The sequence below is a fragment of the Actinomadura litoris genome, from assembly GCF_009733595.1.
Lineage (GTDB): Bacteria > Actinomycetota > Actinomycetes > Streptosporangiales > Streptosporangiaceae > Spirillospora > Spirillospora litoris.
Genome location: NZ_WOFH01000009.1, coordinates 99,292 through 112,215, shown reverse-complemented (window position 1 = coordinate 112,215; position 12,924 = coordinate 99,292). Strand labels below are relative to the sequence as shown.

Genomic DNA, 12,924 nt, shown 5'->3' with positions numbered 1-12,924 from the left:
TTCAGCGGTCGACGCGGCGGCGCTTGCCGCCGACCATGCGCGGCGGCGCGCCCGCCGTCGTCGCCGGCGTCGGCACCGGGCGGACGCTCGCGTACGCCTCCGGCGCCTCGGCCGCCGCGTCCTCGACCGGGGTCAGCCGGACGATCCACGACTCGGTCGCCCAGCGCTCCACCTGGCCCTCGTGGCTCGGCGCGTTGAGCCGGTCCTTGGCCAGCAGCGGGGCGACGGCGTCCCACAGCGGCGTCCCGGGCTCGACCGGCGCGCACGCGGCGAAGAAGGAGACCAGCCGGCCGCCCTTGTCCTTGCTGCGCACGATCACGGTCACCCGGGCCGCGTCCGGGAGGCCGGGGAGGGGCTGCTCGCCGTCCCCGCCCGTCAGCACGTAGGCCGAGCCCTCGTGCCACACGTGCCAGGCGGCCCGGGGCTGCGGCAGGCCGGGAAGGTCCAGCCACAGCAGCCCCGATTTCTTGGCCGCCTCCTCTACCAGAGCCACGTTGAGGTCACCCATGCGAAAAGCGTCTCACACCCGGTCGATACCATCCGGCGCATGCGCTCGCGACGAACCACCCTGGCCGTACCCAGCAGCAACCCCCGATTCATCGAGAAGGCACGCGACCTCCCGGCGGACGAGGTCCTCCTCGATCTGGAGGACGCGGTGGCGGCGTCCGCCAAGGAGGGGGCCCGCGCCCAGGTCGTCGCGGCGCTCAACGAGGGCGGCTGGGGCGGCAAGGTCCGCGTGGTGCGGATCAACGACCTGGAGACGCCCTGGGCGTACCGGGACGTGATCGAGGTCGTCGAGGGCGCGGGCGCCGAGCTGGACGCCATCATGCTGCCGAAGGCGAGCGACGCGTCCCACGTCCAGTGGCTCGACCGGCTGCTCACCCAGATCGAGCGGGCGATGGGCTACGAGGTCGGCCGGATCGGCATCGAGGCGCAGATCGAGGACGCGCGCGCCATGGTCGGGATCGACGCGATCGCCGCGGCCTCGCCCCGGCTGGAGTCGCTGGTGCTCGGCCCCGGCGACCTGATGGCCTCGATCAACATGAAGACGCTGGTGGTCGGGGAGCAGCCCCCCGGCTACACCGAGGGCGACGCCTACCACTACATCTTCATGCGGATCCTGATGGCGGCCCGCGCGCACGACCTCCAGGCCATCGACGGGCCGTACTTCAACATCCGGGACGTGGACGCCTTCACCCGCGTCGCCGAGCGCGCCGCCGCCCTCGGCTTCGACGGGAAGTGGGTGCTGCACCCGTCCCAGATCGAGGCCGGGAACGCGGTGTTCTCCCCGTCCCAGGACGACTACGACCACGCCGAGCTGATCCTGGACGCCTACGAGCACGCCACCAAGGTCGAGGGACGCGGCGCCGCCACCCTCGGCGACGAGATGATCGACGAGGCGTCCCGGAAGATGGCGCTGGTCATCGCGGCGAAGGGGCGCGCGGCCGGGCTGCCCCGCACCAAGCGCTTCGAGCCGCCCGCCGACTGACGCGGGCCGCCACCTGCTGACACGGGCCTGAGCACGGGCTCGGTCACGGACGGGGACGGCGCGCGGGCACGTACGATTCGTCCCACACACCGTGGAGGGGGACTACACGTGGCGGAATCCGGGGACGCGCACGGCTGGGCCCCGCTCGACCCGGAACCGACGGGCGAGCGGCCCCTGCCACCCGCCACGTCCCCCGCGCCGCCTCCGCCCCAGGCGCACCCGGGTTGGCCGCAGCCCGGCCAGTACCAGGGCCAGTACGGCCACCCCGGATACCCGCAGCCTGGGTATCCGCAGCCTGGGTATCCGCAGCCTGGGTATCCGCAGCCCGGATACGCCTATCCCGGCTACGGGGCGGCTCCGGCGCCGAAGCCGCCCTGGGCGGTGGACCCGCCGCCCGGCACCCCCTTCCACCGGATGGCGCGGACGGCGGCGCACCGCTGGTGGCGGCCGCTGGCCGGCACGCTCGGCATCCTCGGGCTCGGCTTCGGCCTGGCCATCGGCCTGATGATCATCGGCTTGATCGTCCGGCTGGCGGCGACCGGCGACGCCATGGACGACTCCGCCTCCGACTCGATCTTCGGGGACGCGACCGCGGACCTCGCGTTCGACCTGGGCATGCTCGCGGTGTTCCTGCCGGTGGGTTTCCTCGCGGCGTGGGTGGTGCAGCGGCGGCGGCCGGGCACGCTGTCCTCGGTCGCCGGCCGGCTGCGCTGGCGCTGGCTGCTCGCCTGCTGCGGCCTGGCCGCGCTGTTCTGCGTGGTGTCCTACGGGTCGTCGATGATCGCGAGCACGCTGGTGGGCGACGACTCGGGCTCCGACGAGCACTGGGTCGGCTGGGGGGACTTCCTCGCGCCCGCGATCGTGATCATCCTGCTGGTGCCGTTCCAGTCGGCGGCCGAGGAGTACGTCTTCCGGGGCTGGCTGCTCCAGGCCGTCGGCGCCTGCACGCTGGAGACCCTGCGCGGACGCGTCGGGCGGGCGTGCAGCGCCGTCCTGCGCACCCCCTGGCCGGGGATCGTCGTCGGGGCGGCCCTGTTCACCGCCGGGCACGGCTACACCGGCTGGGGCGTCCTCGACATCTTCTTCTTCGGCGCGCTCGCGGCCTGGCTCGCGGTGCGCACGGGCGGGCTGGAGTCGGGCATCGCGCTGCACGTCTTCAACAACCTGATGGCGTTCCTCTTCCCGGCGGCGGTCGGGAAGCTCGACATCGAGCAGGGGGGCGTGCGCTGGGAGTACGTCCTGGCCGACATCGTCCCGATGGTCCTGTACGCGCTGGCCGTGGTGTTGCTGGCGCGGCGCATGCGGATCCAGACACTCACCGCCGAGACCCGGGAGGAGCCCGGCCCGGACGCGCCGCCCGCGCCCGCGCGGGTCGGCGGCTCGCCGGGCCCGGAGTTCGCCGCCTAGCCCGTCCGCGCCGAAGCGGCGCGTTGCCGGTTCGTGCGGCCCGCTTTGTCGCCCCTTTCCCGGACGGGTACCCGGCGGAACTTGACGGAACGGGGGAGAGCCGCGCAGGGTGGGTAACCGTGAGGGCGGAGCCCACATGTCCGCGCTGCGCGGGCCCACTGCACGCGCCGGGCCTCTGGTCGAGCGACTGGAGCTGCGGCGCGGACGGCGCGGTGCTGCCCAGGCAGCCGTCCAAACGTCCGGGCCCCGACGGGCTCGCCGCCGTCGTCCGCGACGCGCGGGTCCCCGTCTGGACGCCCTGGCCTCTTCCGCTGGGATGGCTCGTCACCGGGTTCACCACCGTGGGGGACGAGCGCAGCGGCGCGCGGGCCGTCGCCCTCGCCGTGTCGGGTCCCGGGCTGCTCAGCGGCCCGGCCGACATGGTCGTGATCGCCGAGGAGCCGGGCATCGGGCTCGGCGCCCACTACGCGGGGCTGGAGGGCGGCGACCCCGGCGAGGGGTTCGACGCCGACCCCCCGCATGTGAAACTCGACGTCAGCGGCCCGACGGCCACCTCGGGGCGGGTGGTCCCCATGTGGGCGGTCGGCGACCTGCCCGACCGCGCCGTCTTCGTCGGCGAGGCGATGGGCGACTGGCTGTGGGTCGTCCTGTGGCCGGCCGAGGCGGGCGTCCTGCTGGTGGAGCGCCAGCACCTCCTCGACCTCCGCGAGCCGGGCATGGAGATCGACCTCCCCTACGGGGCCCACACCCCCCGCCTGGACGAATAGCCCCCCTCGCCCGTCCCGGGCGAGTACAAAGGGGCGCATGCGCATCGATCTCCACAGCCACAGCGACGTGTCCGACGGCACCCGCCCGCCCGCCGAGGTCGTCCGGCGGGCGCGCGTGAAGGGGCTGGACGTCCTCGCGCTGACCGACCACGACACCACCGGCGGCTGGGACGAGGCCGCCGCCGCCCTGCCGGACGGTCTCGCCCTCGTTCCCGGCGTGGAGCTGTCCTGCCAGGAGGGCGGGCGCAGCCTGCACATGCTCGGCTACCTGTTCGACCCGGCCGAGCCGGAACTGGCCGCCGAACTCGCCCGCATCCGTGATGACCGAGTGGTCAGGGCCAAGGCGATGGTCGCCCGCCTCCAGGAGCTCGGCGTGGACGTCACCTGGGAGCAGGTCCGCGCCCTCGCCCGCGGCGAGGCGGTCGGGCGCCCCCACATCGCCCGCGCCATGCTCGACGCGGGCGCGATCAAGACCGCCGACGAGGCGTTCGGCCCCCGCTGGATCGCCCAGGGCGGCCGCGCCTACGCCGAGCGGTACGCGCTCGACCCCGAGCGCGCGATCCGGCTCGTCGGCGCGGCGGGCGGCGCCTGCGTCCTCGCCCACCCCCGCGCGGGACGCGGCGGCTACGTCTTCGCCGACGCGGTGATCGAGCGGCTGGCCGCCGCCGGGCTGCGCGGCGTCGAGGTCGACCACCCCGACCAGGCCCCCGAGGACCGCGCCCACCTGCGGGAGGTCGCGGCGTCCCTCGGGCTCGCCGCCACCGGCTCCAGCGACGACCACGGCGCGCCGACCGGCGACCGGCTCGGCGCCGAGACGACCGCGCCGGGGGAGTACGAAAAGCTGATCTCCGTGGGGCCCGACCGGGTCCGCCAGTCGCGGTAGGGTGCGTGCGTGGACGCACGCATCGAACAGGTGGTGACGTCGGGCAAACTGACCCTGGACGACACCGAGTACGACGTCGAAAGCAACACCTACCTCGTCGGCGACGATGACGAGGTCATCGTCATCGACCCCGCCTTCGACGCCGAGGCCATCCTCAAGGAGGTCGGCGAGCGCGAGGTCATGGCGGTCCTGCTGACCGACGGCAACGAGCACCGCCTCGAAGTGGTGCTGGAGGTCGCCGCCGCGGGCGAGGAGGACGAGGAGAACTGGGCCCCGATCGCCCTGCACCGCGCCGACCGGCTGCTGTGGCGCGACTACTTCGGCCGCCTTGCCAAGGCCGAGGAGGACGAGGACGACGCCAAGGCGCTGCGGGCCCTCGAACCCGACATCTGGCTGGAGGACGGCGGCGTCTTCGAGATCGGCGACGCCCAGCTGGAGATCGTGCACACCCCCGGCCACACGCCGGGCAGCGTCAGCGTGATGAGCGAGCAGCTCGGCGTGCTGTTCGCGGGCGACACCCTGCACCGCGGCCGTCCGGGCTCGGTCGGCGGCGTGTACGACGACCTGCGCAAGCAGCTCAACTCCATCGGCGCCCTGCTGACCCCGCTCCCCAAGGACCTGCGCGTCCTGCCCGGCCAGGGCGAGGAGACCACGGTCGGCGAGGAGGACTCCCGCTGGGAGACCTGGGGCGCGCTGGCGCAGGAGAACGACGACTGACGGTCCGCCCGCGAGGCGGCGGACGGGCCGCGACGAGACCGTCTCCGAACCGATCTTGAGGGAAGTCGAGCGTGGGGGCCGAGCAGCTGGGTTTCGAGGGCATGCCCCGGCGCCTGTACTCCTGCACGCCGTCCCGGCTGAACACCTGGCTGGACTGCCCGCGCCGCTACCGGATGGCCTACCTCGACCGCCCGATGCCGCCGAAGGGCCCGCCGTGGGCGCACAACAGCCTCGGCTCCAGCGTCCACAACGCCCTGGCGGCCTGGTGGCGGCTCCCCGAGCACCAGCGGACCCCCGAGGCCGCCGGCACCCTGCTCGCGCGCGGCTGGCTGACCGAGGGGTTCCGGGACGAGGAGCAGTCCGCGTACTGGCGTGAGCGCGCCCGCGAGATGACCGAGCGCTACACCGCGACCCTCGACCCGGCCGACGAGCCGCTCGGCGTCGAGCGCACGGTCGCGACCCGCACCGACCGCATCGCCGTGTCGGGCCGCATCGACCGGCTGGACGCGCGCGGCGCCGAACTCGTCGTCGTCGACTACAAGACCGGGCGCCACGTCCTCACCTCCGACGACGCGCGCGGCTCGCTCGCCCTCGCCGTCTACGCGGTCGCCGCGGCGCGGGTGCTGCGCCGCCCCTGCCGCCGGGTCGAGCTGCACCACCTCCCCTCCGGCGAGGTCGCGGTCTGGGAGCACACCGACGAGTCGCTCCAGCGCCACATCCGCCGCGCCGAGCAGATCGCCGCGGAGGCCGCGGCCGCCGACGAGGCGTACCGGGCGCGCGTCCCCGAGCCCCGCCGGGGCGAGGCCCTCCCGGTCGACCACGCGCCGCACGACGAGCTGTTCCCGCCGCGTCCGGGCACGCTGTGCTCCTGGTGCGACTTCGCCCGCCACTGCCCGGAGGGCCGGGAGGCCGCGCCCCGGAAGGAGCCCTGGGCCGCCGTGGACGCGGCGGCCCGCGGCGACTGACCCGCCGGGCCTCGGCGACCTCGGCGGACCTCAGCGGATCCCGGCCAGAACGGCGCGCAGCCGGATCGCGAACGGCTCGGGATCCTCGGCGAAGCCGGTGTGGCCGCCGGGGAACGCCACGGGCTCGACGTCCAGCGCCTCCGCCAGCGCCCTGGACGTCCGGTCGCACAGCTGCCCCGCCGAGGCCTCGCCGATGCCGACCACGACCTCGGTGCCGCGCAGCGCGGCCACGTCGGGCCGCCAGTGCACGGTCTCGCGCAGCTCGTGCCCGAACCAGCGCAGCTCGTCGGCGACCGCCTGCGGGTCCCGCTCCCCGCCGAACATCTGCTCCAGCGCCCCCTCGGGCAGTCGGATGCCCGCGGTGGCCATGAACAGCCGCCAGGCGCCGATCACGTCCCCCGCCAGGTAGCGGGCGATCATCTCCTCCGTCGCCCGGTGCAGCTCGTCCCGGTCGTCGAGCAGCCCGTCCAGCGGCGGCTCGTGCGCGATGGTCAGGCGGACCTGCTCGGGACGCGTCTGCGCGAGCGCCAGCGCGGTGCAGGCGCCGCCGCTGGACCCGAGGACGATGGCGGGCCCGGCGTCCAGTTCGGCGATCAGCCGGGAGAGGTCGGCGGCCCGCAGCGGCGGCGTCGAGTCCTGCTCCGGGTCGTCCACCGGGCTGCGGCCGATGCCGCGCGGGTCCGTGGTGAGGACGGTGTGGTCGGTGGCGAGCAGGTCGGCCAGCGCCGCGAAGCCGGCGGCCGCCATGGGCGCGCCGACGAGCGCCACGAGCGGCCCCTGCCCCCGCACCTCGTAGTGCAGGCGCGCGCCGTCCACGCGGAGGGTCTGGACGGTGGTCGCGGACGAGTCGAGCGTCATCTCGGGTTCCTCCCGGTCAATGGGTGTTCGACCAGGTGGACCAGCGGCCCCGCCGAAAATCATCGGCGGGGCCGGCCCGGGTTCCCCGGTGCCGCGCGCCCGAGGGCGGCTACCCGGCGAGGACGAGCCGCCGGGCGAGCCTGGCGATGGGCTCGACCGTCCCGGCGTCGTAGTTGCTGAGGACGACGACCACCCACCCGCTGCCGGGGAAGAACTCAAGGGACGTGGACGCGCCGAGCATGCTGCCGCCGCCGTGCCCGTGCACCCACTGCCCCTGCGTCAGCGCCGTGACCGGCCCGTATCCCGCGAACACGCTGGAGGAGGACGGCGCCGCGCCGCGCGGCGGGTTCGGCTGGGGCGGCCGGGGGAGCTTCGGGCCCAGCATCAGCTCGGTGTGGGCGGCGTCCAGGAGGACGCCGTCCAGCAGGGCGTGCGCGAAGCGCTCCATGTCGGCGCAGGTCGCGAAGGAGTCACCGGCCGGGAGCCCGACGAAGAGCTGGTCCTCAAGGTTGTCGGTGCGCTCGGAACCACCCGGCTTCTTGGCGTAGGGATGCGCCATGCGCGAGTCGGCGCGCCATTCGGGCTTGGTGAAGAACGCGCTGTCGCGCATGCCCGCCGCCCGGAAGACGTGCTCGGCCATGTAGTCGTAGAACGGCCGGCCCGACGCCGCCGCGACGATCGCCCCGAGCAGGCAGAAGGCGGCGTTGCTGTACCGGTCCCCGGCCCCGGGCGGGAAGGCGGGCCTGGTCCGCCGGACGAATTCGACGGCGCCCTCCAGCACCTCCTCGGTGCTGTTCCACTTCCTGGACTCCTCGGGGAATCCGGGGATCTGGAAGACGTCGCCGAGACCGGAGGAGTGCGTGAGCAGGTGGTGCACGGTCACCGCGTCGGCGATCTCGGCCGGGAAGCCGTCGAGGTGCGCGCCGACCGTGTCGTGGTAGTTCAGCGCGCCCCGCTGCGCGAGCCGGTGGATCGCGGTCGCGGTGAACAGCTTGCTCACCGAGGCGAGCGCGAAGCGCGTGCCCGGCCCGTTGCGGACCCCGGCCCGCCTGTCGGCCATCCCGTGGGAGCGGCTCAGCACCGTCCGCCTGCGGTGGGTCAGCAGCAGCGATCCCGAGAACTGGTCCTTCGCCGCCATGCCGGCGACGAACCGGTCCAGCTCGCCTCCGGGGCGCAGGCCCTTCGGGACCTGTTCCGCCGGCTCGCCCGCCGCGCTCGCCGGGGCCGCCGCACCGGTGAACGGCAGGGCCGCGCTCCCGGCGGCGACGGCACCGCCCAGAACCCGGAGCGCGCCCCGCCGGGACGGCCCGTCCGGCCGTGTTGCTGAGATGTCGTGATCCATGGGACGGCATGCAACGGCACCCGCCGTTTCCCCACCGTTTCGCGCCCCTTCGCACCCCTTCGCGCCCCTCCGGCGGCCCGCCGCGCGGGGTCAGGAGCCGCGGTGGTTGCGCTCGGCCTCGGCCCAGAAGGCCAGGAGCGCGCCGGCGGTCGTCTCGGGCGCCTCGACGGCGGGGGAGTGGGCGGCGCTCGGGATCACGACCCGCGCGGCGCCCAGCCGCTCGGCCATGGCGGCCTGGGCGCGGGGGTCCCAGACGTCGTCGTCCTCCCCGTACAGGACGAGCGTGCGCAGGCCGGAGTCCTCGGCGTGCTTGGCGAGCTCGTCGACCCGGTCGGGCGCGGTGAGGATCTCGTGGGCCATCCTGACCAGGCCCGTCTCGGAGTTGCCGAGCGTGCGGGCCTTGAGGAACGCGAGGACCTCGGGGGCGACGCCGCGGCGCAGGTACTCCGGCTCCAGGCTGATCGTCCAGATGGCCGGCATGCCGAGGTCGGGGAGCGCGTCGCGCAGCGCGCGGGCCTTGGCGGCGGCCTGCCCGGTGACCCCGGCGGGCCCGGAGCTCATCAGCGTGGACGAGGCGGGCCTGACCTCCTCCGACAGGATCGCCTCGCGCACCACCAGGCCGCCGAAGGAGTGCCCGACCAGGTGGACGGGGTCGGGCCCGAGGGTCGCGGCGATGGCGGCGACGTCGCCGCCGAGCGCGGCGCGGGCGTAGGCGGAGGGGTCCTCCGGCCCGTCCGACTCGTACTGGCCGCGCAGGTCGATCGCCAGCACGCGGCGGCCGGACGCGGCGAGCGTCTGCAGGACGGCGAGGAAGTCCTCCTTGCTGCCGGTGTAGCCGGGCACCAGGAGGGCGGGGTACCGCTCGGTCACACCCGACCCCGGGAGGGCCTCCAGGGCGGCGAAGGCGCCGCGGGAGGTCTCGACGGTCGTCCGGTTAACACCGGGGGGCAGGGTCAGGAACCGGGGCGTGCTCACAGAGGGCCACCATACTAAATGGGCGTGCGCCGGCCGGGCCCGCGAAAACGCGGTGGTAACGTCGCGACGGTGGAGCGCAAGCCGGCCGTTTCGGCCCACCGGCGCGACGAGGCGGGCCTGACCGGGCTCAAGGACGCGGTGGAGTCCGGCGCCGAGTACGTCGAGATCGACATCCGCAGGACGGGCGACGGCAGGCTCGTCGTCCACCACGACGCGCGCCTGGCGGGGCTGCCGCTGAACCGGCTCCCCTACGCGCGGATCGAGGAGCTCGCGGCGCGTCCCGTGCCGCTCGTCGCCGACGCCATGCAGATCATCGCCGGACGCGCCCGGGGGCATCTCGACCTCAAGGAACGCGGCTGCGAGCACGAGGTGGTCGAGCTGGCGCTGGAGGCGTTCGGGCCGGGGGGATTCGTCGTCACGACGCGGGAGGTCGCCTCGCTCGCGGAGATCAAGTCGCGCTTCCCCGGCGTCCCGACCGCGCTGTCGGTGGGGCGGGGGCTGCTGGAGCGGGGCGCCGCGCGCGACTTCGCGCCGCTGCGGCTCGTCCGCCGGGCGGGCGCCGACATGGTGGCGCTCAACCACCGGTTCGCGCGTGTCGGGGTGCTCGCGCAGTGCGCGCGGGCGGGCGTCCCCGCCATGATCTGGACGGTGAACGCCGTGCCGCTGATGCGCCGCTTCCTGCGCGACCCGCGGGTGGCCGTGCTGATCACCGACCACCCCGGGACCGCTCTGACGCTGAGGGACGCGCAACCGCGAGACTGAGCGGAAGTCTCGCGGCCGCGATGATCAGGCGCTCTGGGACGCCTCGTCCGTGCTCGCCTTGCCGGCGCCGTTGCCGACCCCGGAGGCGGGCTTGCCGGCGCGGGTGCGGCGGCGGCTCCGGCTGCGCTTGCGCTCGGTGGCCACAGCGTCGACGACGTTGTCGCCCGGCTCGGCCGTGCCCGGCTCGGCGGCGACCGGCTGGGACGTCGCGGACCGGCCCTGCACGGACCGGGCCTTGGCCTGCTGGCCCTCCACCGGCTGGCCCGCACGGGTGCGGGCGCGCTTGCGGCGGCGCGGACGGGGACGTTCCCGGTCACGGTCGCGGTCGCGGTCCCGTCCGCCGGACTGGCTGCGGGTCTTGCCGGTCTCGCCGATGTCCTCCAGCTCCTCGGCGTCCAGGCCGGCGCGCTCGTGGCGGTGCTCCTTGGGGAGCTTGCCCTTGGTGCCGGCGGGGATCGAGAGGGACTCGAAGAAGTGCGGCGAGGTGGAGTAGGTCTCCTCCGGCGCCGCGAACGGCAGGTCGAGCGTGCCGTTGATCAGCTTCCAGCGGGTGAGGTCGGCCCAGTCGACCAGCGTGACGGCGACGCCCTCCTTGCCCGCGCGGCCGGTCCGGCCGATGCGGTGCACGTAGGTCTCGGCGCTGTCGGGGCACTCGAAGTTGACGACGTGGGTGACGTCGTCGACGTCGAGCCCGCGGGCCGCCACGTCGGTGGCCACCAGGACGTCGATCTTGCCGTTGCGGAACGCGCGGAGCGCGCGCTCGCGCTGGCTCTGGCCGAGGTCGCCGTGCACGGCGGCGGCGTCGAAGCCCCGCTGCGCGAGGTCGGCGGCCACCCGGTCGCAGGCCCGCTTGGTCTGGCAGAAGACCATGGTAAGGCCGCGGCCCTCCGCCTGTAGCAGCCGGGCCACCATCTCCGGCTTGTCCATCTGGTGGGCCTGGAAGACGTGCTGGACGACCTGCGGCGTCGCGTCGGACTCGGCGTGCGACTCGGCGCGGACGTTGGTGGGCCGGGTCAGGTAGCGGCGCGACAGCGAGACGATCTCGCCCGGCATCGTCGCCGAGAACAGCATCGTCTGCCGCTGCGCCGGGATCCGGTCGATGATCCGCTCGATGTCGGGCAGGAACCCGAGGTCGAGCATGCGGTCGGCCTCGTCCAGCACCAGCACGCCGACCTGCGAGAGGTCCAGGTGCTTCTGCTTGACCAGGTCGAGCAGGCGGCCCGGGGTGCCGACGACGACGTCGACGCCCTCGCGCAGCGCGCTGATCTGCGGCTCGTAGGCCCGGCCCCCGTACACCGAAAGGACGCGGGTGCCGAGCTTGCCGCCGGCGACCAGGAGGTCGTCGGTGACCTGGAGGGCCAGCTCGCGGGTCGGCGCGACGACGAGCGCCTGCGGCTTGCGGCCGCCGTGCTCGATGCGCTGCAGCAGCGCGGCGCCGAACGCGAGTGTCTTGCCGGTGCCCGTGCGGGCCTGGCCGATGATGTCGTGGCCGCCCAGCGCGATCGGCAGGGCGAGCTCCTGGATGGGGAACGCTTCGACGATGCCCTCGGCTTGCAGGGCGTCGGCTATCTCGGGGACGACCCCGAGTTCACGAAAGGTAGTCAGGGCTTTCAGCCTCCAATATGCGGGATCCTCGCTCCCGGGTGCGGCGCGGCCGTCGGCGGGGGTCTCGCCGTCCTGGCGTGCCCGCCGTCCTCGTGGCCGCGCGCTCGCGCGGAAGGGACCAGCCGTCAATCAAATGTCTCGGCGACCGCAGTCAGGGGTTGAAAGCAGTCACTCACTGTGGCTGCGTGCGGTCACACTCCGCCACGCAGTGTACCGACCGTCAGTTGCATACACCAATAGCCGATCACAGGTCCCAACGTTCGCCCGGTTTCTTGTATTCCATCAGGGCGGATTCGTCCCGTGGAGAGCGTGGGCGGGACCGGTCCCGGACGGCCACTTCCGGACATGGGGAAGCCCCGCTCGCGAGGAGCGGGGCTTCCGCCGGGGCCGCCGGCGGAGAGGCCGGAGGTCTCGATGGGCGGGCCTGGACGGCCCGCCCGGGGGTGGGTCAGAAGATGCCGCGCTTCGCCCGGCCGCCGTGCCAGCCGCGGCCGCGCCCGCGGCCGCTCCCGCGCCGCCCGTTCGTCGAGGTGAGCGCCGCCACGCCGAGCGCGGCGATCACGACGGCGAAGACGATCGCGATGAGCGTGCCGGCGCCGAGCGCGTTCGCGATCACCCCGCCGAGGATGGCGCCGACGACGCCGACGAGGACGGTCGCCAGGATGCCGATCGGGTTGCGCCCCGGGACCAGCAGCCGTGCCAGGGCTCCGATGACGGCACCGACGACGATGAACCAGAGGATCGTCGTGAGCATGTCGATCATCCATTCCGTTTCCGTGGGGCCGGTGGCCCGTGGTCGGAGATCGATATGCCCGTCCTGTCCGGTTCAAACAAAGCGATGGTCAGGTGACCGTCAAGCCGGAGCCTCTGGCGCGGCGTTTTGGCAGGTCAGGTGTACTGTGTGCCGAAGCCGACGTTGCGCTGCTCGTCCTCGGTGATCTCCAGGTAGCCGACCTGGGCGGCGGGGATGACGATCCGTCCGGCCCGGCGGTCCTGCAGGACGAAGACCCCGCGCTCGGCGGCCAGCGCGTCGGCCAGCGCATGCTGGACGTCGTCGGCCGACTGCGCGGTGTCGACCACGAGTTCCCTGGGCACGTTCCGCACGCCGATGCGTACCTGCACTCGATGCTCCCGTCCGTCCCGTCCCGCCGACC

14 protein-coding genes are annotated in these 12,924 nt (G+C 74.3%); 7 read left to right on the top strand and 7 right to left on the bottom strand.

The features are described 5' to 3' along the window. Position 1: 1 nt before the first annotated feature. Complete coding sequence (locus GNZ18_RS24660; protein ID WP_312874708.1) at positions 2–493, bottom strand: hypothetical protein; 492 nt, start codon at positions 491–493, stop codon at positions 2–4. A gap of 54 nt (positions 494–547) precedes the next feature. Between GNZ18_RS24660 and GNZ18_RS24655 the strand changes: the two genes are divergently transcribed. The 6 genes from GNZ18_RS24655 to GNZ18_RS24630 all read left to right on the top strand — a co-directional run bounded on the left by GNZ18_RS24655 (position 548) and on the right by GNZ18_RS24630 (position 6,228). Continuing rightward, positions 548–1,489, top strand: a complete 942-nt coding sequence (locus GNZ18_RS24655; protein ID WP_156218926.1) for an HpcH/HpaI aldolase/citrate lyase family protein — start codon at positions 548–550, stop codon at positions 1,487–1,489. Between the two features lie 108 nt (positions 1,490–1,597). Continuing rightward, positions 1,598–2,896: a CPBP family intramembrane glutamic endopeptidase gene (locus GNZ18_RS43755; protein ID WP_156218925.1), complete on the top strand. Its 1,299-nt coding sequence runs from the start codon at positions 1,598–1,600 to the stop codon at positions 2,894–2,896. Positions 2,897–3,015: 119 nt separating this feature from the next. Then, entirely contained in the window at positions 3,016–3,663 is a 648-nt protein-coding gene (locus tag GNZ18_RS24645; protein WP_214616811.1) for a DUF6758 family protein, read from the top strand. A 37-nt stretch (positions 3,664–3,700) separates the two neighbouring features. After that, complete coding sequence (locus tag GNZ18_RS24640) at positions 3,701–4,546, top strand: PHP domain-containing protein (RefSeq protein WP_156218924.1); 846 nt, start codon at positions 3,701–3,703, stop codon at positions 4,544–4,546. Between the two features lie 9 nt (positions 4,547–4,555). Beyond that, complete coding sequence (locus GNZ18_RS24635; RefSeq protein WP_214616809.1) at positions 4,556–5,263, top strand: MBL fold metallo-hydrolase; 708 nt, start codon at positions 4,556–4,558, stop codon at positions 5,261–5,263. A gap of 71 nt (positions 5,264–5,334) precedes the next feature. Next, positions 5,335–6,228 carry a RecB family exonuclease gene (locus tag GNZ18_RS24630; protein ID WP_308165941.1) on the top strand — a complete coding sequence of 298 codons (894 nt, stop codon included), beginning with the start codon at positions 5,335–5,337 and terminating at the stop codon, positions 6,226–6,228. A gap of 30 nt (positions 6,229–6,258) precedes the next feature. Here GNZ18_RS24630 and GNZ18_RS24625 read toward each other — a convergent pair whose 3' ends face one another. The 3 genes from GNZ18_RS24625 to GNZ18_RS24615 all read right to left on the bottom strand — a co-directional run bounded on the left by GNZ18_RS24625 (position 6,259) and on the right by GNZ18_RS24615 (position 9,403). Next, complete coding sequence (locus tag GNZ18_RS24625) at positions 6,259–7,086, bottom strand: alpha/beta fold hydrolase (RefSeq protein WP_156218923.1); 828 nt, start codon at positions 7,084–7,086, stop codon at positions 6,259–6,261. A gap of 109 nt (positions 7,087–7,195) precedes the next feature. Then, entirely contained in the window at positions 7,196–8,428 is a 1,233-nt protein-coding gene (locus GNZ18_RS24620; RefSeq protein ID WP_156218922.1) for a serine hydrolase domain-containing protein, read from the bottom strand. Positions 8,429–8,518: 90 nt separating this feature from the next. After that, the gene (locus tag GNZ18_RS24615) at positions 8,519–9,403 is read right to left on the bottom strand and encodes an alpha/beta fold hydrolase (protein WP_214616807.1); all 885 of its coding nucleotides are present in this window, start codon (positions 9,401–9,403) and stop codon (positions 8,519–8,521) included. A 69-nt stretch (positions 9,404–9,472) separates the two neighbouring features. Between GNZ18_RS24615 and GNZ18_RS24610 the strand changes: the two genes are divergently transcribed. Continuing rightward, the gene (locus GNZ18_RS24610) at positions 9,473–10,165 is read left to right on the top strand and encodes a glycerophosphodiester phosphodiesterase (protein ID WP_214616806.1); all 693 of its coding nucleotides are present in this window, start codon (positions 9,473–9,475) and stop codon (positions 10,163–10,165) included. Positions 10,166–10,189: 24 nt separating this feature from the next. On the opposite strand, the gene GNZ18_RS24605 is transcribed toward GNZ18_RS24610, so the two are convergent. From GNZ18_RS24605 to GNZ18_RS43750, 3 genes are all read right to left on the bottom strand, one after another. Further along, the gene (locus tag GNZ18_RS24605) at positions 10,190–11,734 is read right to left on the bottom strand and encodes a DEAD/DEAH box helicase (protein ID WP_308166007.1); all 1,545 of its coding nucleotides are present in this window, start codon (positions 11,732–11,734) and stop codon (positions 10,190–10,192) included. A gap of 484 nt (positions 11,735–12,218) precedes the next feature. Continuing rightward, entirely contained in the window at positions 12,219–12,524 is a 306-nt protein-coding gene (locus GNZ18_RS24600) for a GlsB/YeaQ/YmgE family stress response membrane protein (RefSeq protein WP_156218920.1), read from the bottom strand. Between the two features lie 134 nt (positions 12,525–12,658). After that, the gene (locus GNZ18_RS43750) at positions 12,659–12,892 is read right to left on the bottom strand and encodes a DUF3107 domain-containing protein (RefSeq protein ID WP_214616805.1); all 234 of its coding nucleotides are present in this window, start codon (positions 12,890–12,892) and stop codon (positions 12,659–12,661) included. Positions 12,893–12,924 lie beyond the last annotated feature (32 nt).